The sequence below is a fragment of the Nakamurella multipartita DSM 44233 genome (assembly GCF_000024365.1).
GTDB classification, from domain to species: Bacteria; Actinomycetota; Actinomycetes; order Mycobacteriales; family Nakamurellaceae; genus Nakamurella; species Nakamurella multipartita.
Genome location: NC_013235.1, coordinates 3,595,040 through 3,613,937, shown reverse-complemented (window position 1 = coordinate 3,613,937; position 18,898 = coordinate 3,595,040). Strand labels below are relative to the sequence as shown.

18 protein-coding genes and 1 other RNA gene are annotated in these 18,898 nt (G+C 74.0%); 12 read left to right on the top strand and 7 right to left on the bottom strand.

All coding sequences use genetic code 11. The annotated features are described in order from the left end of the window. Positions 1-9: 9 nt before the first annotated feature. Together NAMU_RS16230 and NAMU_RS16225 are read right to left on the bottom strand one after the other, a co-directional pair. On the bottom strand, positions 10-897 hold the full coding sequence (locus tag NAMU_RS16230; RefSeq protein ID WP_015748481.1) for an LLM class flavin-dependent oxidoreductase: 888 nt from the start codon (positions 895-897) through the stop codon (positions 10-12). A 10-nt stretch (positions 898-907) separates the two neighbouring features. Beyond that, positions 908-2,224, bottom strand: a complete 1,317-nt coding sequence (locus tag NAMU_RS16225) for a hypothetical protein (RefSeq protein ID WP_015748480.1) — start codon at positions 2,222-2,224, stop codon at positions 908-910. Positions 2,225-2,397: 173 nt separating this feature from the next. Between NAMU_RS16225 and NAMU_RS16220 the strand changes: the two genes are divergently transcribed. Further along, positions 2,398-3,741: a PepSY-associated TM helix domain-containing protein gene (locus NAMU_RS16220; protein WP_083785861.1), complete on the top strand. Its 1,344-nt coding sequence runs from the start codon at positions 2,398-2,400 to the stop codon at positions 3,739-3,741. Next, on the top strand, positions 3,738-4,103 hold the full coding sequence (locus NAMU_RS16215; RefSeq protein WP_015748478.1) for a hypothetical protein: 366 nt from the start codon (positions 3,738-3,740) through the stop codon (positions 4,101-4,103). Before NAMU_RS16220 ends, NAMU_RS16215 begins: the two co-directional genes overlap by 4 nt. A 321-nt stretch (positions 4,104-4,424) precedes the next feature. Here NAMU_RS16215 and NAMU_RS16210 read toward each other — a convergent pair whose 3' ends face one another. Genes NAMU_RS16210 through NAMU_RS16200 form a run of 3 tightly spaced genes read right to left on the bottom strand, consistent with a single transcriptional unit; the run spans position 4,425 to position 7,106 of the window. After that, positions 4,425-5,495: a glycoside hydrolase family 76 protein gene (locus NAMU_RS16210; RefSeq protein WP_015748477.1), complete on the bottom strand. Its 1,071-nt coding sequence runs from the start codon at positions 5,493-5,495 to the stop codon at positions 4,425-4,427. A 44-nt stretch (positions 5,496-5,539) separates the two neighbouring features. Continuing rightward, positions 5,540-6,577 (bottom strand): SURF1 family cytochrome oxidase biogenesis protein, encoded by a 1,038-nt coding sequence (locus NAMU_RS16205; protein ID WP_015748476.1) that lies wholly within the window; start codon positions 6,575-6,577, stop codon positions 5,540-5,542. A gap of 13 nt (positions 6,578-6,590) precedes the next feature. Then, positions 6,591-7,106, bottom strand: a complete 516-nt coding sequence (locus NAMU_RS16200; protein WP_015748475.1) for a low molecular weight protein-tyrosine-phosphatase — start codon at positions 7,104-7,106, stop codon at positions 6,591-6,593. A gap of 61 nt (positions 7,107-7,167) precedes the next feature. Between NAMU_RS16200 and NAMU_RS16195 the strand changes: the two genes are divergently transcribed. Genes NAMU_RS16195 through NAMU_RS16185 form a run of 3 tightly spaced genes read left to right on the top strand, consistent with a single transcriptional unit; the run spans position 7,168 to position 9,909 of the window. Next, on the top strand, positions 7,168-8,028 hold the full coding sequence (locus NAMU_RS16195) for a Nif3-like dinuclear metal center hexameric protein (RefSeq protein ID WP_015748474.1): 861 nt from the start codon (positions 7,168-7,170) through the stop codon (positions 8,026-8,028). Between the two features lie 43 nt (positions 8,029-8,071). Further along, the gene (locus NAMU_RS16190) at positions 8,072-8,800 is read left to right on the top strand and encodes a zinc ribbon domain-containing protein (protein ID WP_015748473.1); all 729 of its coding nucleotides are present in this window, start codon (positions 8,072-8,074) and stop codon (positions 8,798-8,800) included. Further along, positions 8,797-9,909, top strand: coding sequence for a bifunctional RNase H/acid phosphatase (locus NAMU_RS16185; RefSeq protein WP_015748472.1), 1,113 nt, complete (start codon positions 8,797-8,799; stop codon positions 9,907-9,909). The genes NAMU_RS16190 and NAMU_RS16185 overlap by 4 nt, the downstream gene beginning before the upstream one ends. Positions 9,910-9,913: 4 nt before the next feature. Here the strand turns inward: NAMU_RS16185 and NAMU_RS16180 are convergent, their stop codons facing one another. Then, a complete protein-coding gene (locus tag NAMU_RS16180) occupies positions 9,914-10,378 on the bottom strand; it encodes a hypothetical protein (protein WP_217180437.1) in 465 nt (154 codons plus the stop codon). Positions 10,379-10,384: 6 nt separating this feature from the next. Between NAMU_RS16180 and rnpB the strand changes: the two genes are divergently transcribed. From rnpB to NAMU_RS16150, 7 genes are all read left to right on the top strand, one after another. Next, an RNA gene (rnpB, locus tag NAMU_RS27965) (RNase P RNA component class A) lies at positions 10,385-10,806 on the top strand. A 101-nt stretch (positions 10,807-10,907) separates the two neighbouring features. Then, positions 10,908-11,981, top strand: a complete 1,074-nt coding sequence (locus tag NAMU_RS16175; protein ID WP_041369051.1) for an acyl-CoA dehydrogenase family protein — start codon at positions 10,908-10,910, stop codon at positions 11,979-11,981. Continuing rightward, on the top strand, positions 11,978-13,366 hold the full coding sequence (locus NAMU_RS16170; protein WP_015748469.1) for a bifunctional PIG-L family deacetylase/class I SAM-dependent methyltransferase: 1,389 nt from the start codon (positions 11,978-11,980) through the stop codon (positions 13,364-13,366). The genes NAMU_RS16175 and NAMU_RS16170 overlap by 4 nt, the downstream gene beginning before the upstream one ends. Further along, complete coding sequence (locus tag NAMU_RS16165) at positions 13,363-14,106, top strand: glycosyltransferase (RefSeq protein WP_015748468.1); 744 nt, start codon at positions 13,363-13,365, stop codon at positions 14,104-14,106. Before NAMU_RS16170 ends, NAMU_RS16165 begins: the two co-directional genes overlap by 4 nt. A 41-nt stretch (positions 14,107-14,147) precedes the next feature. Further along, the gene (locus NAMU_RS16160) at positions 14,148-15,560 is read left to right on the top strand and encodes an RNB domain-containing ribonuclease (RefSeq protein ID WP_041370816.1); all 1,413 of its coding nucleotides are present in this window, start codon (positions 14,148-14,150) and stop codon (positions 15,558-15,560) included. A 68-nt stretch (positions 15,561-15,628) separates the two neighbouring features. Continuing rightward, the gene (locus tag NAMU_RS16155) at positions 15,629-15,832 is read left to right on the top strand and encodes a hypothetical protein (protein ID WP_015748466.1); all 204 of its coding nucleotides are present in this window, start codon (positions 15,629-15,631) and stop codon (positions 15,830-15,832) included. 90 nt (positions 15,833-15,922) lie between these two features. Beyond that, positions 15,923-17,590, top strand: a complete 1,668-nt coding sequence (locus NAMU_RS16150; protein WP_041369049.1) for an alpha/beta hydrolase — start codon at positions 15,923-15,925, stop codon at positions 17,588-17,590. Positions 17,591-17,593: 3 nt separating this feature from the next. Here NAMU_RS16150 and NAMU_RS16145 read toward each other — a convergent pair whose 3' ends face one another. Next, positions 17,594-18,838, bottom strand: coding sequence for an ATP-grasp domain-containing protein (locus NAMU_RS16145; protein ID WP_015748464.1), 1,245 nt, complete (start codon positions 18,836-18,838; stop codon positions 17,594-17,596). Between the last annotated feature and the right edge of the window lie 60 nt (positions 18,839-18,898).

Genomic DNA, 18,898 nt, shown 5'->3' with positions numbered 1-18,898 from the left:
GGCCAGGACTCAGCGGCCCGTCCACGTCCCGCCGGTCAATGACGCCGCGATCCGATCCAGCACCGCGTCGTCGCCGGCGTAGACGCCGTCCGGCCGCGGCCAGTGCACGACGACGTCGGTGAAGCCCAGCTCGGCCGCCCGGCCGGCAGCGTCGGTGAACGCGTCCAGGCTGCCGATTGACAGCTCCGGGGCCGAATCCAGGTTCAGGTACCGGCGCAGGGCAGCCGGGTCGCGGCCGGCCGCGGCGGCGGCGTCCTCGAACGTCCGGGCCAGTCCGGCCACCCGGGCCCACCACTGATCCTGGGCCAGATCCGACGATTCGGGACCGGTGGTCGCCCAGCCGTCGCCGGTGCGGGCGGCCAGGCCGATCGTCTTCGGGCCGTTGCCGGCCACCACCAGCTCGATCCGGGATCGGCTGCCGGCCGGGATCATCTTGGCCTGCGCCGCGTGAAAATACTCGCCGTCCCAGGTGGTGTCGGCCTGGGTGAGCAGCAGGTCGGTCAGCGTGACGAACTCCGCCAGCCGGGCGACCCGCTGCCGGGGCGTCAGCGGCGGCTGGCCGAGCACGGTGGCGTCCCAGCAGGTGCCGCCCGCGCCGACCGCCGCGATGAGCCGCCCGCCGGACACGTCGTCCAGGGTCATCAGGTCCTTGGCCGTGGTGACCGGGTGCCGGTAGTTCGGCGACATCACCCAGGTGCCCAACCGCAGCGTGCTGGTCGCGGTCGCCGCGGCGACCAGGGTGGGCAGGGTGCCGAACCAGGGCTCGTCCTTCAGATCCCGCCAGGACAGGTGGTCGTAGGTCCAGCCGTGGGCAAAGCCCCGCTCCTGCAACGACGCCCATCGGGCGCGGGCCTCGGGCCAGCTGAACTGGGGCAGGATGACGACACCGACACGCATCGTCGGCACGCTACTCCGCGCCGGCGGCCGGTTTGCGGTGCATCCGGTAGTGCAGCACCAGGAACGGCCGGCCGAACAGCGTGAATGCGTGCTCGGCGCGCAGCTGCCCGTCACGCACGTGCACGTCCAGCCGCTCGCCGAAGCCGGGCACGGCCAGCACGGTCAGCTCGCTCCCGGCCGGGTCCGCGCCGCCGTCCGGTTCGATGACGGCCAGGTAGTGACCGGGGTGCGGCAGGTCGCTGCTGCTGGTCAGGATCAGCCCGCCACCCGGCCGGGCCCGGGGCAGCAGGGTGGCGGTGAAGCTGCCCTGCGGTACCGGGAAGCCGACGCTCACGTACCCGCGGTCGGCGTCCCGGTAGGTGGTGTAGATGCCGACGTAAATGGGGTCGTCGGTGTCGGCGTAGGACCGGATCCAGCAGCGGATCGTCTCCGGGTCGCCGCCGCGGCCGGCCTGGGTGATCGTGTCGATCCGGCTGCGCACGCCGCGTTCGATGTCCCGCTGGTTCATCGGGACGTTCGCCTGGCCCAGGGGCCGGGCGACCACGCTGCGATAGAGCAGGTAGCCCGGGCGGATCCAGGTCCGCCACTGCGGGTCGATGTCCAGCCGGAACCGGGTGGTGTGTTCGTAGAACTCGCGGACCAGCGGGTCGGCCGCGGCCGGGTCGAAGTCCGGTCCGGCCAGCTCGTCCAGCGACGGCACGATGCCGATGTCGGCGACGTCCGGGTCGTAGCGGGCGCCCAGCTGCTCGGCCAGGTCCTTCAGGTAGCTCGTGCCGACATAGGTGGATCGGGCCGCCCGCGGGACTACGAACGGGAGTTCGGCGGCCGGGACCCGCTCGGCCAGCAGACGGACCTGGGCGTCGCGGAACAGCAGGGCCGACGACACCCGGTAGACGAGCATGGTGGCCGCCGCGACCCCGGCGCCGGACATCCGGGTGCGGCCGAGCAGCGCACCGGCGGCCAGGCCGAGCGCCGGGCCGAAGGCGATCTTCTGCGGCCGGACGCCGAGCAGTCCGCCCAGTCCGCCGGTGGCCGTCGCGATCGTGCGCGGCCCGGCGCCGCACCGCTCGGCGGCCCAGCCCAGCGGTGCGACCAGCGCCGCACTGACCGCGATGCGCTGGAACAGCGGCGGGAGCTCGCCGGGTCGTTGCCGGTGCCGGGAGACCGTCTCGGTCGTGGCGAGCGCGACCGCCCCGATTCCCGCTCCGGCCACCGCGCGCCTGAGGCCGCCGGGGGCGGCCAATGCGGCCCCGGCGGCGGCGCCGACGCCGGCGGCGAATCCGAGAGCCCCGAGGAAGGGGCGGGTCGGCGGACGCGCGGGGGTCACCGGCTCAATCTAGACCGGCTCGGGGCGCCGAACCAAGGCGATATAGCTGAGCCTAACCTGCATCACAAGGCGGACACGATGTCAGTTTCCTGCTGTTTTGCGTGATCAACGGCACGTCAGTCGTATGTCGATCATGAATTGACATAGGTAAGGCTTACCTAGACCATACGCGCATGACTGCAGGATCATTGACCGGTGCCCACGGGGCCGGTTCCGACGACCAGCCGGACGAGCCCCCGCCGGCCACTCCCGCTCCCGTTCCCGCCACCGCACCCGTGTCCGCGGCGCGGCCGCCCGCCAGCCGGCCGGCACCGCGGCCCAAGGCTCGGCGCCGCCGCCGGCCGGTGCGCCGCACGTTGATCGTCACCCACCGCTGGCTCTCGCTGATCCTGGGTCTGGTGCTCGTCCTCATCACCACCTCGGGCGCGATCCTGGTCTACGCGCCGGAGATCCAGCGATGGCTCAATTCCGAGGCCTACGCCGCTGCCGGCGGACCGGCGACGGTGACCCTGGGCCAGGCGCAGGCCACGGTCGCCGCCGCGCACCCGGACTTCGCGCCCACCGCGGTCATCGCCGAGAACGGCGTGCTGCGGGTCACCGACTTCGAGCGGTCGTTCACCGTCGACCCGGCCACCGGCGCCCTGCTGGGGGAGGTGGCGCCCGAGCCGACCTGGCTGGCCTGGACCGCCAACCTGCACGAGTGCCTGCTGACCTGCGAGAATGAGCCCGGGTACGTCGAGGCGCTGACCGCCGAGGTGCCGGGCACCGGCTGGCTGGGCTACGAGGGGGCGCCGATCACCGTCGGGGCGCTGATCCTGGGCCTGCTCGGCCTGGTGCTGCTGTTCCTGGCCGTCTCCGGGCTGTGGCTGTGGTGGCCCCGACCGAGCCGGCTCAAGGCGTCGTTGACCGTGCGGCGGGGCAAGGGCCGGTTCGCCCGGGACACCGACCTGCACAAGGTGATCGGCATGATCTCGCTGCCGCTGCTGCTGATCTGGGGGCTGACCGGGGCCGGCTTCGAGCTGACCCCGGTGGAGACCGTGTGGAATGCGCTGACCCCCGGTACCCCGGTCGAGGCGCCCGAGGTGGTCTCGGCCGAGGGCGAGGGGGCCGACGTCGGGGTCGACGCCGCCGCGAACGCCGCGCTCGCCCTCGTCCCCGCGGCCGGCCTGGCCGCCGTGGTGCTGCCGGACGCGGACGACCCGACGGCGACGTACACGGTGTGGCTGGCCGACGGCATCGACCCCTACGAGCTGACCGACTTCCCGGGCGATCTCAGCGTCGCCGTCGACCGGCGGACCGCGCAGGCGACCCTGACCAGCGGCGGCCCGGACGAGCCGCTGTCCCAGCATCTGTGGCAGATGTGGAACTTCCCGGTGCACGCCGGGTTCGTGGTCAACGGCTGGTGGCGGTCGATCTGGCTGGTCCTGGGCCTGGCCCCGCTGGCCCTGGCCGTCACCGGGGTGTCCACCTGGCTGGTCCGGCGTCGGACCCGCCGCAACCGCAGGGCGCGAGCGTGACGGCGCCGCTGGTCCTGGCGATCGCGATCGACAGCCTGGTCATCGCCGTCCTGGCGGTGGTGGTCGTGGCCCGCCGGGTGCCCCGGCCGCGGTGGCTGCAGGCGGCGGCCTGGATGTTGCAGCTCCTGCTGCTGGTGCAGGCCGGCCTGGCCGGGTTGGCCATCGTGACCGGGCGGGGACCGGCCGAGCCCGGCCTGTTCCTGGCCTACGCGGCGGTCGCCGTCGTGTTGTTGCCGGTCTGCGGGGCGATGAGCACCGGGGACCGGGTGCGCACCGGTCAGGACATCCGGCTGGCGGTCGCGGCGATCGCGGGGTTGGTCGTGCAGTGGCGGCTGGTCGCGACCTGGCGCAGCGGTGGCTAGGGCGGGGGCGTTGGTCGTCGGGTTGGGGGTGGCCTACACGGTGCTGGCCATCGCCGCGCTGGCCCGCAGCGGCTACCAGGCGTTGACCGGGGCCGTCGTGGACGGCCGGACCGCGGCCGCGGTCGCGCTGAGCGGGGTCGCCGGGGTGGTGTACCTGCTGGCGGCGGCCGGTTTGCGCCGGGGGACCGACCGCAGCCTGCGGGTGAGTCGCTGGTGCTGCCTGGTCGAGCTGGTCGGCGTGGTCGCGGTGTCGTTGGCCGAGATCGCGGTCGGCGGCTTCGGCCGGGCGGCGGTCTGGTCCGGCTTCGGCGTCGGGTACGGCTACCTGCCGTTGCTGCTGCCGGTGCTGGGCCTGTGGGCGACCCGGTCAAGCGCGGCGGCGGCCTCCAGCAGCATCCAGCCGGACAGCTGCACCGACAGGTCGCGTTCCGGTCCGCCGGCCGCCACCCCCGGGGGCTGAGCCGGGCGGGTCCAGTCCGGGCCGAACGTCAGGCGTCCGCCGGCCGTGCTCGCGTGCACCCAGGCCGCCTCGGCCGAGGTGCGCACCAGGTCGGCGGCGCGGGTCCGGACCCGCGCCGCCCGGGCGTCGTCACCGGGCAGATCGGTGGCCACCCGGGCCAGGTAGCGGGCCAGAATGCCGGTGAACAGGCCGGAATCGCCGCCCGCGTGCCCGGTCAGCACGCCGCCGACCGAGAGCCGGTCGGCGACGGCGTCCACGGTGCGGGCTACCCGTTCCGCGTGCCGCGCCCCGGCCACGGACCGGGCGGCCAGCTCCACCTCGGCCCCCAGGACCGCGCCCTGGTTGTAGGTGTAGATCGGCGTCTCGATCCGGATGCCGCCGGCGCCGTCGGGTCGGGCGCCGTCCCGGATCAGATTGGTCTCCGGGTCGCGCAGCACGGTGTCGATCCAGCCGGCCGTGGACACCGCCCGGTCCAGGAAACCGGTGCGGGCCAACAGGATCGCGGCCGGTGCGTTGGCCGGGGCGTTCTTGAACTCGTCGCCGCGCCGCCACGGGATGCCGCCGCCCAGCTCGGCCGACCAGGCATCGAGCAGCCGGCCGGTCAGCAGCCGCACCACCGGCGGCCGGCCGAGGCCGAGCATCTGGTCGGCCCGGTGCAGGGCCAGCCCCAGCCAGGCCATGTCGTCGTAGTAGGCGTTGGTCCACCGGCCCGCGTTGCGGACCCGGACCGACCGGATGACCCGCCGGATCAGGGCTCGGCGGCGATCGTCCGGGGCCCGGAGCTCGGCGTCGATGAGGCAGTCCAGCAGGTGCGCCTGCCACCAGTAGTTCCAGGCCAGGAAGGTGCGGTGGCGCAGCCGCGCGGGGCGGGAGTTGACGCCCAGCGCGGTCCCGGGCAGCGCCCAGAGCCGCCGCACGTTCCCGGTGAGCACGGCGTCCTGCGCCGCGGCGGCCCGCTCCGCGGCCTCGGCCGGCGTCAGGGGGTGCCCTCGTCGTCCCAGAGTTGGCTGCGGTCGAACCCGTCGCGGGAGCGGCGCCGCGATTCGCGCCCGGCCACCACCGGCTCGGCGGCCGCCGGGGCCTTGCTCGGTCCAGCGGCTGGAGCCGAGGCCGGGACCGAGGTCGAGGCGGTGGTCGAGGCGGTGGTCGAGGCGGAGGTCGGGGCGGCGGTGGGTGCGGTGGCCGCTGCGCGGACCCGCGGGTCCGGTTCGTCGTCGTCGGCGCGGGGGTCGCGGATCTCGCGGACCACGAACACCCCCAGCCCGATCAGGGCGATGACCCCGAAGGCCTCCCACTGCAGGGCGTAGGACAGGAACGGTCCGGCGTCGGTCTGCGGCACCTCGATCGGGGTGAGCACGCCCGGGCTCTGCTCGGTCAGCTGGACGAAGCCGCCCAGGAACGCCTCGCCCGGCTGGGTGCCGAACGCCTGACCGATCATGGCCGCGCTGATCTCGGTGACCTGCACCTGACCGTTCTCGGTGGTCGGCGGCCGCTGGGACGGGTCGAGCTGGTCGTCCTGGACGCGGCCGCTGATGGTGACCTGGCCCGTGGGCACGTCGGGGACGGTCACTCCCTGGCTCAGCTCGATGAAGGTGATCGAACCGCGGTCGACCAGCAGGGTCTGCCCGGTGGTCAGCCGGAACGGCAGCACCACCTCAGAAATGGGGTGGCCGGCGGCGTTCTGGCGCAGCCGGACCAGGACCTGCCGGGCCGGGTCGAAGGTGCCGGTCGCGGTGACCACGTGCCAGGTCGCGGACTCCGGCGGCTGGCCGGTGGTGGACATCAGGTCCAGCACCGGCACCGCCGGCGAGGTCAGGGCGGCGGTGATGGCCGCGTTCTGGGCGGTGCGCTCGGCGTTGCGATTGAACTGCCAGGGCGCGAGCAGGAAGAAGCAGGCCCCGGCGAAGGCCAGACCGGCCAGGATGACCGCGATCCAGCCGGGCCGCAGCAGGAACGCCAGCCGCCGCAGGCCGCCGGGCCGCTCGGGGGCCGGAGCCGTCCGCGGGCCGGTCATCGTGACCGCTGGTTCATCGGTCCTGCTCGGCCAGCAGCCGCCGGATCTCGGCGATAACGCCGGGCACCGCCGCCTGCGTCATCGTCAACACCTCGACGAACCCCTGGTGCGGGCCGTAGTACGGGTCGGGGACCTCGTCGCCGTCGGCGTCCGGGTCGAAATCCCGCAGCAGCCGGACCTTGTCCCGCTCCGGCTCGCTCAGCATCCGCTTGACCAGGGCGCGGTGATCCCGATCGGCCGCCAGCACCAGGTCGATCTCGGCCAGATCGGCCCGGGTCAACTGCCGTGCGGTGTGCTCGGTCGGATAGCCGGCCTCGGCCAGCACCCGGACCGAACCGCGGTGCGCGCCGGCGCCCACGTGCCAGTCGCCGGTGCCGGCGCTGCTCACCCGGACCTGGTCGTCGAGCCCGGCCTCCTGCAGGGCGCGCCGCAGCACCTGCTCGCCGATGGGGGAGCGGCAGATGTTGCCGGTGCAGACCACGCAGACGTGCAGCCGGGGGTCGGCGGCGATCCGAAGCTCCGATGTCACCGGGCCATTGTTCCTCAGGTCGCCGACCGCACGGGACGGCCGGGCCTGAGACACTGCGGGCGTGACCCGGCTGCGTGATGTCCTGCACACCCTGGAAACGGCCTACCCGGCCGCGCTGGCCGAGCACTGGGACACGGGGATCGGGCTGACCTGCGGCGATCCCGACGAGCCGGTGACCGGCATCCGGCTGGCCGTCGACGTCGACCCGGCCACCGTGCAGGAGACGATCGACGCCGGCGCCCAACTGCTGCTGACCCACCACCCGCTGTTGTTCCGGCCGCTGCAGTCGGTGGCCGCCGACTCGGCCAAGGGCGCCCTGGTGCATCGGATGATCCGGGCCGGGGTGGCCCACGTGGCCGCGCACACCAACGCCGACACCGCGGTCGGCGGGGTCAACGACGCGCTGGCCGCCGTGCTCGGGCTGGGCGGGACGCGGCCGCTGGTGCCCCATGACGGGGGACCGGAACAGGGATCGGACCGGGGATCGGAACAGCACGGGGTGACCGGCAGCGGGCGGGTCGGGGTGCTGCCGCAACCGATGACGCTGACCGAGTTCGCCGCGCACGCGGCGCGGCGGCTGCCGGCGACGGTGGGCGGCGTCCGGGCCGCCGGCCGACCCGACCGGCCCATCCGCACCGTCGCGGTGTGCGGCGGGGCCGGCGATTCCTACCTGAGCGCGGCCGCCGACGCCGGCGCGGACGTGTACCTGACCTCCGACCTGCGTCATCACGTGGTCGCCGAATTCGTCGACGTCCCCGGGAACCCGGCGGTCGTCGACGTCGCCCACTGGGCCGGCGAGTGGCCCTGGTTGCCGGTGGCCGCCGACCTGCTGCGCGCCGCCCATCCCGAGCTCACCGTGACGGTGTCCACGACCAGGACCGATCCCTGGACCGTGCACGCCGAGACCGGCGCCGTCGGGTAGCGTCGCCAGCCGAGCCGAAATGTCCGACGGGGTGATGTAGCCGGTGCCTGCCAAAGCCGATCCGTTCATCCAGCGACGGTTGCTGGACCTCGCGCGCATCGATCAGGCCGTGGCCGCCGCCGAGCATCGCCGTCGCACCCTGCCCGAGTTGGCCCAGATCGCCGACGGCACCGCGACCGTCGAGCGGCTGCGCGGCGCCCTGGTCCGCGGGCAGGCCGAGATCGGCGATCTGGACCGCGAATCGCGCAAGCTCGACCAGGAGATCGACGCCGTGCGGGCCCGGGCCAAGCGCGACAGCGACCGGCTGGCCGCCGGCGTGGCGCCGGCGCGGGACCTGGAAAACATGCAGCACGAGCTGGTCTCGCTGGCCCGTCGCCAGTCGACCCTGGAGGACGAAGCGCTGGAGCTGATGGAACGGCGGGAGACCGCCGACGCGCAGGTCACCCAGGTCGACGCCGAGCTGGCCACCGCGCGGGCCGACCTGCAGGCGGCCGAGCAGCGCCGGGACGACGCCTTCGCCGACATCGACGACGAGATCGCCCGGGTCACCGCGGAACGGGCCGGCCTGACCGACGGGATGCCGGCCGACCTGCTCGCGCTGTACGAGCAGATCCGGGCCCGTGGGCGGACCGCGGCGGCCGCGCTCAACGGTCCGCGGTGCGAGGCCTGCCGGATGGACCTGGACCGCAGCGCGCTGAACGACATCTGGGCGGCCGGGGTCGACCAGGTCGTCCGCTGTACCGAATGTGGCGCCATCCTCATTCGATCGTGAGCGCGCCGCAGCAAGCGAACCATGTGGTGGTCCAGGCCGACGGTGGTTCCCGCGGCAACCCCGGGCCGGCCGGGTACGGCGCCGTCGTGTTCGACGACCAGGGTGCGGTGCTGGCCGAACGGGCCGCGTCCATCGGCCGGGCCACCAACAACGTCGCCGAGTACGGCGGGCTGATCGCCGGTCTGGAGGCCGCGCTGGAGCTGGGCGCCGTCACCGTGGCCGTGCAGATGGATTCCAAGCTGGTCGTCGAGCAGATGTCCGGCCGGTGGAAGGTCAAGCACCCGGACATCAAGCCGCTGGCCAGCCGGGCCGCGGGCCTGGTCGCGCAGTTCGAGCGGGTCACCTTCGACTGGCTGCCCCGGGCCCGCAACGCCCACGCCGACCGGCTGGCCAACGAGGCGATGGACGCGGCCGCCGAGGGCCGGGTCTGGACGGTCGCCACCACCGACACCCCGGCCGAACCGGATCCGGCGGCGGCGTTGCCCCACCCGCGCGACGGGCACCCCACCCGGTTCCTGGTGATCCGGCACGGCGAGACCACCTTCGGGGCCCAGGGCCGGTTCACCGGCCGGGAGGACGTCCCGTTGACCGACCGCGGGGGGCGGCAGGCCACCGCCGCCGCCGACCGGGTGGCCCCGTTGGCGCCCGCGGTGGTGCTGACCTCGCCGCTGCTGCGGTGCCGGGACACCGCGGCGGTCGTCGCCGGTCGGGCGCGGGTCCCGGTGGTTCTCGACGATCGCCTGGTCGACGAGGCACTCGGCGAGTGGACCGGGCGGCGGATGGCCGAGATCGAGGTGGACTGGCCGGATGTCGTCGCCGATTGGCGCCGCGATCCGGCGGCGGCCCCGCCGGGCGGCGAGTCGTTCACCCAGGTCCGGGACCGGGTGCGGTCGCTGCTGACCGAGCTGCTGCGCACCTACCGGGGTCACACCGTCGTGCTGGTCACCCACGCGGCGGTGGCCAAGATGATCCTGACCACCGCACTGCAGGTGGATCCGTCGACGGCCTACCGGCTCCGGGTCGACACCGGCTCGATGTCCGCCTTCACCGTCGACCAGGACGGCGGCGTCGTCGTCTGGGCGGTCAACGAAACCGGGCACCTGGACTGACCCCTCACTGCGGTGTCCGGGCCGTCCCTTCGTAGAGATACGCGGCCCAGCGGGCCGCACCCGGCAGGTAGTACTCGCGGCCGGCGCCCACGTGCAGCCCGCCGTCCCGCAGCACGGCCGGCACGCCGGTGTCCAGCCGGCAGCCGCTGAGCCGCCGATTCAGCGGGTTGAGCCGCTGCTGCCAGCGCCGCACGTCGGGGTCCCGGGCCCGGGCCGAGGGTTCGATGGCGTGCACCCGGGTGACCGCGGGTGGGTAGTGCGGCACGTTCAGACCGGACCCGAATCCGATCTCCACCACCCGGCCGTGCAGCGGGGCGCAGACCCGATCCCGGATGCGGCCGATGGCCTCGGTGTCCAGGACACGGTTGTGAATCCCGGGCAGGACGCGTTCCCGGTACCAACCCATGAGCTCATCCTGCGGGTCGCCCGGCGGCGGCACCAGGGTGGGTCGGCGCTCACGTACGATCATCGCGGATGAGTCCGCCGGGCGACCGCGGTCGGCCATCCCCGGTCTGACCGGGGTGAACCGGTCGAGGAAAGTCCGGGCTCCACAGGGCAGGGTGGTTGCTAACGGCAACCCGGCGTGAGCCGCGGGATAGTGCCACAGAGAACAGACCGCCAGGCACCCTCGGGTGCCCGGTGAGGGTGAAACGGTGGTGTAAGAGACCACCAGCGCCCCGGGTGACCGGGGCGGCTCGGTAAACCCCACCCGGAGCAAGGTCGAAAAGCCACGTCCGGAACGGACGGGGTGCGCAGGCGTTCGAGGGCAGCCCGCCCGAGCCTGCGGGTGGACCGCTGGAGCGTGCCGGCAACGGTACGTCGAGATGGATGGTCGCCGAACGGGATCGCCGCGAGGCGCCCGTGAACAGAACCCGGCTTACATGGCGGACTCATCCCTCGCCCTTCGCCGACCCAGCGCCGCCCACCGCCCGCCCGCCGCCCGCCCGCCGCCCGTCCGGCCCCGTTTGGTGCGCGGCCGCGTCGGGCACTCGCCGGGCGTGACTGCGACCCCCCTCGCCGAGACCGCCGCCGCTGCGGCGGCCCGTCCCGACGACCCCACGCCCGGCGACCTCGTCGCGCTGGCCGCCGCGGTCGCCGGCGACGCCGGCCGCGCGCTGGCCCTGGCCCGGCAGGTCGGCCCCCGGCTTGCGGTGCCCGGCCGCGGGCGGACGGCCCGGCGGTGGGCCCTGCTGCGGGATCTGGCCGCGGCCGATCTGACTGCCGCCCGGGTGGCCGAGGCGCACACCGACGCCCTGGCCATCCTGGCCGAAGACCAGGCGGTCGGCGGCCGGACCAGCCTGGACGCCGACCGGGCCGCCGCGCAGCTGTGGGGTGTCTTCGCCGCGGAGGGTCCCGGGGTGCGGGTCGACGCCCAGCCGGCCGGCGACGGCTGGGTCCTGTCCGGCACCAAGCCGTGGTGCTCGCTGGCCGACCGGCTGGACCGGGCGCTGATCACCGCGCACCTGCCCGGCGGCGGCCGCCGCCTGTTCGCCATCGATCTGACCGGCCCGCACGTGCGGGTCGATCCACCGACCGGCTGGTACGCCCGCGGGCTGGTGCAGGTGAGCTCGACCGCGGTGCACCTGGACCGCTGCCCGGCCGAGCCGGTCGGGGCCGACGGCTGGTACCTGACCCGGTCCGGGTTCGCCTGGGGCGGGATGGGGGTGGCGGCCTGCTGGCTCGGCGGCGCCATCGGCGTCGCCCGGGCCCTGCACCGCGCGGTGCGCGCCCGCGAGCCGGACCAGATCGGCCTGATGCACCTGGGCGCGATCGATGCCGCGCTGACCGCGGGTCAGCACCTGCTCGACGCGGCCGCGGCGGCCGTCGACGACGGGCGGGCCGACGGCCCGGCCGGCGCCCTGTGGGCGGCCCGGGTTCGCGCCGTGGTCGCCGGCACGGTCGACACCGTGCTCACCCGGGTCGGGCACGCGCTCGGCCCGGCGCCGCTGGCGTTCGACGACGACCACGCCCGACGGGTCGCCGACCTGCAGCTGTACGTGCGCCAGCAGCACGCCGAGCGGGACGACGCGGCGCTCGGCGCGCTCGTCCGCGACCGCAAGGAATGGCCGTGACCACGGGGACGGCGGCGGTCCCGACCGTGCCGGTCTTCGATCGCAACGACACCGGCACCCCGGAGGACCGGTGGCGGGCGTCGCGGATCGACGAGCGGGCCGCGCCGCTGAACCTGGACGGAATCGACCGGGTGCTGGTGCTGTCCGCCCATCCGGACGACGAAACCCTCGGCGCCGGCGGCCTGCTGGCCCGCCTGCAGGCCCGGGGGCGGCCGATCCAGGTGATCGTGGCCAGCGACGGTGAGGGCTCGCATCCGGGCTCGCCCACCCATCCGCCGGAGCGGCTCGCGGCCCTGCGCCGCGCCGAACTGGATCGGGCGCTGCACCGATTGGCGCCGTCCGCGACGGTGCGCCGGCTGGGCCTGCCCGACGGCACCCTGGCCACCGAGCACGAGCGCCTGGTCGCCGCCGCGCTCGAGGCGCTGGAGCCGGCGGCGCCGGGCACCCTGCTGCTCACCCCCTGGCGGGACGACGCGCACCCGGACCACGAGGCGGTGGCGCGGGCCGGCGAGCAGGCCGCCGCGGCGACCGGCGCCCGGGTGCTGCAGTTCCCGATCTGGGCCTGGCACTGGGCCGGTCCGGACGACGCCCGCCTGCACGATTCGCGCCTGGCCGTGCTGGCCCTGGCCGACGACGAACTGGCCGCCAAGCGGGCGGCCATTGCCGAGCACCGCAGCCAGGTCAGCGCGCTGAGCCCGGACCCGGCCGACCGGCCGGTGCTGCACGAGGCGTTCCTGGCCCACTTCCGCCGCCCGTACGAGATCTTCCTGCCGGTCGAGCGAACCCTGCCCACCGACTATTTCGAGGCGCTGTACGAGGTCAAGGACGACCCCTGGGGCCTGGGCGCCAACTGGTACGAGCAGCGCAAGCGGGCCATCACCGAGTCATCGCTGACCCGGCCCCGATTCCGCTCGGCGTTCGAGCCGGGCTGTGCGATCGGACTGTTGACCGAGCTGCTGGCCCCGCGCTGCGCGAGGTTGCTGGCCGCCGACCTGGCCGACTCGGCCGTTGCGGCCACCCGCCGGCGGGTGGCCGACCAGCCGCACGTCCAGGTGCGGCGGATCGCCGTGCCCGAGCAGTGGCCGTCGGAGCGGTTCGACCTGATCGTGCTGTCGGAGCTGGGCTACTACTGCGACCGCACGGATCTGTCCCGGCTGATCCGGCGCACGGTCGGCTCGCTCGAGCCGGACGGCGTCGTGCTGGCCTGCCACTGGCGCCACCCGCCGTTGGGATACCCGCTGACCGGGGACCAGGTGCACGCCGCGCTGATCGCCGAATCGGGTCTGGATGTGATCGTCAGCCATCTGGAGGAGGACTTCCGGCTGGATGTGCTGGCGCCCCCGGGGACGCCCTCGGTGGCCCGGTGGGCCGGCGTGCTGGCGTGAATCTTCTTGGTCCGGCGGCGATCGGGGTGGTCATCCCGGCCCGGAACGAATCGGGACGCATCGACCGCTGCCTGGCCGCGGTGACTGCCTCGGTGGCGCACCTGCGGCGCGTCGCCCCGGCGGTGGACGTCAAGATCGTGGTGGTGGCCGACCGCTGCACCGACCACACCGTCGACCTGCTCGCCGGCTGGCGCGACGTGCGCACGGTGCTCAGCCACGCCGGCCGGGTGGGCGCGGCCCGCGCCGCCGGGGTGCGCAGCGCGCTCGCCGAGTGGGCCGCCGACGGGGTGCGGCCCGAGCGGAGCTGGATCGCCAACACGGACGCGGATTCGGTCGTGCCGGTGCACTGGCTGGCCACGCACCGGGCGGCCGCCGAACGGGGCGCCGGGCTGCTGCTGGGCACCGTCCGACCCGACCCGGGGGAGCTGGACGACGAGGTGGCGGCCCGGTGGTACCGGCGGCACCAGCTCTCCGACGGGCATCTGCACGTGCACGGCGCCAACCTGGGGGTGCGGGCCGACTGGTACCTGGCGGTCGGCGGTTTCGCCGACGTCACCGGCGACGAGGACGTCGCGCTGGCCGCGGCGGTGAGCGCCGCCGGTGGGGTGTTCGAGCGGACCGGCGCCGGCCCGGTGGTGACCAGCGCGCGCCTGGACGGCCGGGCCCCGGCCGGGCTGGCCGGCTACCTGCGGCAGCTCAGCGCCACCCCGGACACGGTGGTCGAGGGCTTCCCGGCCTGACGACCAGGTCTGCGGTGGCCGAGCCGGTTAACCTGGCCTGCATGCTGGCCCGGACGATCCTCGCCCCGCCCAAGGCCATCGACTTCGACGCGATCCGCGACGAGCTGGGGATCCCCGACGGGTACCCGGCGGCCGCGGTGGCGCAGGCGCAGGAGGCGGCCGCCGAGCCGCCCCCGCTGGCCGACCCGTTGGACGTGCCGTTCGTGACGCTGGATCCGCCCGGGTCGCGCGACCTGGATCAGGCGGTGCACCTGTCCCGCCGGGGGACCGGCTTCCTGGTCCGGTACGCGATCGCCGACGTGGCCGGCTTCGTCGAACCGCAGGGCCCGCTGGCCGCCGAGACCTGGCGGCGCGGCGCAACCCTGTACAGCCCGGACCGGTCGACGCCGCTGCATCCCACCGAGCTGTCCGAGGGTGCGGCCAGCCTGCTGCCCGGAGCGCACCGGCCGGCGGTGGTCTGGACGATCGAGCTGGACAGCGCCGGCGAGCCGACCGCGGCCGATGTGCGCCGCAGCGCCGTGCGCTCGGTCGCCCAGTTGGACTATCCCTCGACCCAGGTCGACGCCGACGCCGGCCGGCTGCACCCCTCCATCGAGCTGCTGCCGCAGATCGGCGCCCTGCGGCGGTTGCTGGGCCGGGCCCGCGGCGCGATCAATCTGGACATCCCGGATACCGAGGTGGTGCGCGGGCCGGACGGCCGGTGGACCCTGGTCCGGCGGGCGGTGCTGCCGATCGAACAGCACAACGCCGAGATCAGCCTGCTCACCGGGATCTGCGCGGCCCGGATCATGCTCGACGGCGGGGTCGGACTGCTGCGGACCCTGCCGCCGCCCACCCCCGAGCAGGTCGAGTTGCTGCGCCGGGCGACCGCGGTGCTGGGCATTGCCTGGCCGCCGTCCATGCCGGTCGCCGAGGTGATCGCCGGGTTGGACGGCGACCGGCCGCGGGACGCCGCGTTCCTGGAGGACGCGGTCCGCCTGCTGCGCGGGGCCGGGTACACCGCATTCGACGGGGCGCCCCCGGCCCAGGCCGAGCACGGGGGCGTCGGCGGCCCCTATGCGCACGTCACCGCGCCCCTGCGCCGGCTGGCCGACCGCTACGCCACCGAGGTGTGCCTGGCCCTGCACGCGGGTCGGCCGGTTCCGGACTGGGCGCGCACCGCGCTGCCGGACCTGCCGGCGACGATGACCGCGGCCGACCGCAAGGCGGCCGATCTGAACCGGGCCTGCGCCGGGGCGGTGTCGGCGTTCGTGCTGCACGGTCGGGAGGGCGAGCAGTTCGCCGCGACCGTGCTGCAGCTGGAACCGCAGAAGAACCGGGCGATCGTCCTGCTGCGCGAGCCCCCGGTGCGGGCCCACTGCCCACCGGACGGCCTGACCGAGGGGTCGGTGATCACCGTGCAGTTGGTCTCGGCCGATCCCGCGGCCCACCGGTTCGTCGTGAAGCCGGTCTGATCCGGCCGCGGACCGGCCACGCGAGCCCATCCCGGCGCGGCCCGGCCCGACATGGCAGGCTGATCACCATGGGTGACGAAATCGGCCAGAGCAAGGGCTACTACTACAACATCACGACCGGCCAGGTCGAACCCGAGGGCCAGAGCAAGGCCAAGGATCTTCTCGGCCCGTTCGACACCGCCGAGGAGGCGGCCCAGGCCCTGGACATCATTCGGGAGCGCGAGCAGCGCAAGGAAGCCGAAGACGCGCAGTGGCGGCGCGGGCAGGGCTGACCCCGGCCCGGCACCGGCGCTGCCGCGCGGTGAAACCCGGGAGCATCCCGCTTCACCGGGCCGCACCGGGCCCGATGGCATGATCGTCGGGTGAATCCCCGATCACGTCGGCTCCGGCCCGCCGCCCTTGTCCTCGTCGGTGTGGCGCTGGCCGCCTGCTCCACCTCGGTGGCCGGCACCGCGAGCTTGGGCACGGGGGTGCCGACGGCGGGAACGTCCGCATCGGCATCGGGATCAGCACCGGCCGGGTCGGGGGCGCCCTCGACCGCGACCGGCACCGCGGTGGTGCCCGCCGGGCTGGAGAGGTTCTACGAGCAGGACCTGGACTGGGGTTCCTGCGCCTCGCTGGCCGTCTCCGACGAGACCAAGTTCTACCGGGCGCCGTCGCTGCAGTGCGCGGACCTGACGGTGCCGTTGTCCTACGACGACCCCGACGGCCAGACCATCACCCTTAAGGTGCTGCGCAAGCCGGCCACCGACCAGGCCAACCGCATCGGTTCGGTGGTGGTCAACCCGGGTGGGCCCGGGGCCTCCGGGGTTGAGATCGCCGGCGTCTACGGGTCCTACGGGCTGGCCAAAGACATCAACGCCCAACTGGACTTCGTCGGCTTCGACCCGCGGGGCGTCGGCGCGTCCACGCCGGAGATCCGCTGCCAGACCGACGCCGAACGCGACGCCACCCGGGCCACCACCGTCCGGACCCGCACCCCGGACGAGGTGCAGGCGGCCGACGCGCTGACCCAGCAGTTCGCCCAGGGGTGCGCGGCGCTGTCCGGCCCGGCCGACGGGATCGACGGGGCCGCCTTCCTGGGCAGTGTCGGGACCGCCAACGTGGCCAAGGACATGGACGTGCTGCGGGCCGCGCTCGGCGATCGACAGCTGACCTACATCGGCTGGTCCTACGGCACCTCGATCGGCACCGAGTACGCCCGGCAGTTCCCGGAGAACGTCCGAGCGATGATCCTGGACGGCGCGGTGGATCCGAACGAGGACCCGGCCGCCTCCGCGGTCGGCCAGTCCGAGGGCTTCCAGCAGGCCTTCGACGACTTCGCGGCCTCGTGCGTCGAGCAGGGCCAGTGCCCCCTGGGTCAGGACGCCGACGGGGCCACCGCCGCGTATCAGGCGCTGGTCCGTCCGCTGCTGGACAAGCCGCTGCCGCTGGCCGACGGGCGCGTGCTGACCTTCAGCGACGCCACCACCGGCACCTTCAGCGCCCTGTACAGCGAGGCCGGCTGGCCGACCCTGACCAAGGCGTTGACCGCGCTGGCCGCCGGGGACGGCACCGAGCTGATGGCCTCGGCCGACTCCTACCTGGGACGGGACGCGCAGGGCCACTACAACAACCTGCAGGACGCCTTCGTGGCGATCGGTTGCATCGACGGTTCGCGCACGGTCGACCCGGCCCAGGCTCAGCAGATCGCCGAGAAGGTGGCCGCCGCGGCGCCGTTCCTGGCCAGCGGGGACCCGCCGGTCGCGGTCAAGGATGCGTGCGACTACTGGGCCGCCCCTCCGGTGCCGCTGCAGCCGGTGGCCAGCGTGCCCGGCCTGCCCCAGGTGCTGGTCATCTCCACCACCCACGACCCGGCCACGCCCTACCAGGCCGGGGTGAACCTGGCCTCGACCCTGGACGCCCGGCTGCTGACCGTGGACGGCACCAACCACACCGCCTACCTGGGCACCGGCAATGACTGTGCCGACCAGATCGGCAACGACTACCTGCTGAACCTGACCCTGCCGGCCGACGACGCGACCTGCTGAGCCTTAGCGCTGGTCGGCCACCCACAGCCCGATCAGCCCGCGGAAGTGGGCCAGGAACCGCTCGTGCTCGTGCGCGGGATAGGTGGTCCGCACGGTGTCGACCAGCAGCGCGTCGAACTCGGCCGAGGTGATCCAGTCGTAGACGATCTCCGGCAGCGAGGCCAGGGAGGTCGCGCAGAACTCCCGGTACCGGTCGGCCTCGAAGTACTGGTCGGCCATCAGCGCGTACCGGCCGAGCTTGGCCGCCCAGTTCAGCTCGGGATCGTCCGCGACGTCATACCAGGCCCGGGAGTTGGTGTCCACCTGCGGCTTTCGCTCGGTGACCGCGCAGAACACGGACCAGGCGACGAGCTGGGTGATGGCCCACGGGAAGTAGTAGTGCAGCGAGGTGATCGCGATGTCCGGGCAGGCGTTGGCGTAGTCGATGGGTTTGACCGAGGTGCCGGTGACCAGCGCCTCGCAGGAGTTGAACTCCCACCGGAAGAACGCGTTGATCGTCCGGGACAGGGCGAGGATCTCCATCCCGGCCTCGGGCTGCAGGAAGTTGTGTGAGACCTCGTACCGGTCGTGCATCGGCAGTTCGGGCCGGAACCGCATGATCTTGGTCTCCGGTCCGATGGTCAGGGACCGGGCGAACGACTCGTACGGGGCCGCCGCCTGCAGGTGCATCAGCATCTGCCCGGATTCGTTGTAGGCCTTGTGCAGGGCCTCCTGATCGTCGATCCGGGAGACACCGCGCCAGGCGCCGCCGTCGAACGGCTTCATGAACATCGGATACCCGACCCGGGAGGCCACCTCGTCCAGGTCGAACGGCAGGTTGTACCGCTCGGCGGTGTAGGCCCACTTCTCGTGATCGACCGGGTTCTTGTAGGGCACCAGCACGGTGTCCGGGATGTCGAAGCCCAGCCGGATCATCGCGCAGTACGCGGAGTGCTTCTCCATCGCCTGGAACGTGAACGGGTTGTTGAGCAGGTAGGTGTCGTTGACCAGCGCTGCCTTCTTCAGCCATTCCCGCGGGTGGTAGTACCACCAGGCCAGCCGGTCGATGACGACGTCGTGCCGGACCGGCGCGCGCAGGTCGAACGGCTCGATGGTGATCCGCTCGGTGTCCACGTGGTGCGCCTCACCGCGGTAACTGATCGGGTCGAGCCGCTTGGTCAGGGTCTGGAATGCCGTCGGCCAGTCGTTCTCGGTGCCCAGCAGCAGGCCGATCAGATGCGTGGTCGAGTCCCGGCGGGGGAGGGTCATGCCGCGATCCTTGTCGGCGCGATCATGGTCGGCAAGACGGACACCCGGCGCGCCGCGCAC

Coding starts and splice junctions, on each gene's coding strand:
- NAMU_RS16230 (WP_015748481.1), bottom strand. CDS start 897: ATGCGTGTCGGTGTCGTCATCCTGCCCCAGTTCAGCTGGCCCGAGGCC.
- NAMU_RS16220 (WP_083785861.1), top strand. CDS start 2,398: ATGACTGCAGGATCATTGACCGGTGCCCACGGGGCCGGTTCCGACGAC.
- NAMU_RS16205 (WP_015748476.1), bottom strand. CDS start 6,577: ATGACCGGCCCGCGGACGGCTCCGGCCCCCGAGCGGCCCGGCGGCCTG.
- NAMU_RS16180 (WP_217180437.1), bottom strand. CDS start 10,378: ATGATCGTACGTGAGCGCCGACCCACCCTGGTGCCGCCGCCGGGCGAC.
- NAMU_RS16160 (WP_041370816.1), top strand. CDS start 14,148: ATGCTGGCCCGGACGATCCTCGCCCCGCCCAAGGCCATCGACTTCGAC.
- NAMU_RS16155 (WP_015748466.1), top strand. CDS start 15,629: ATGGGTGACGAAATCGGCCAGAGCAAGGGCTACTACTACAACATCACG.
- NAMU_RS16145 (WP_015748464.1), bottom strand. CDS start 18,838: ATGACCCTCCCCCGCCGGGACTCGACCACGCATCTGATCGGCCTGCTG.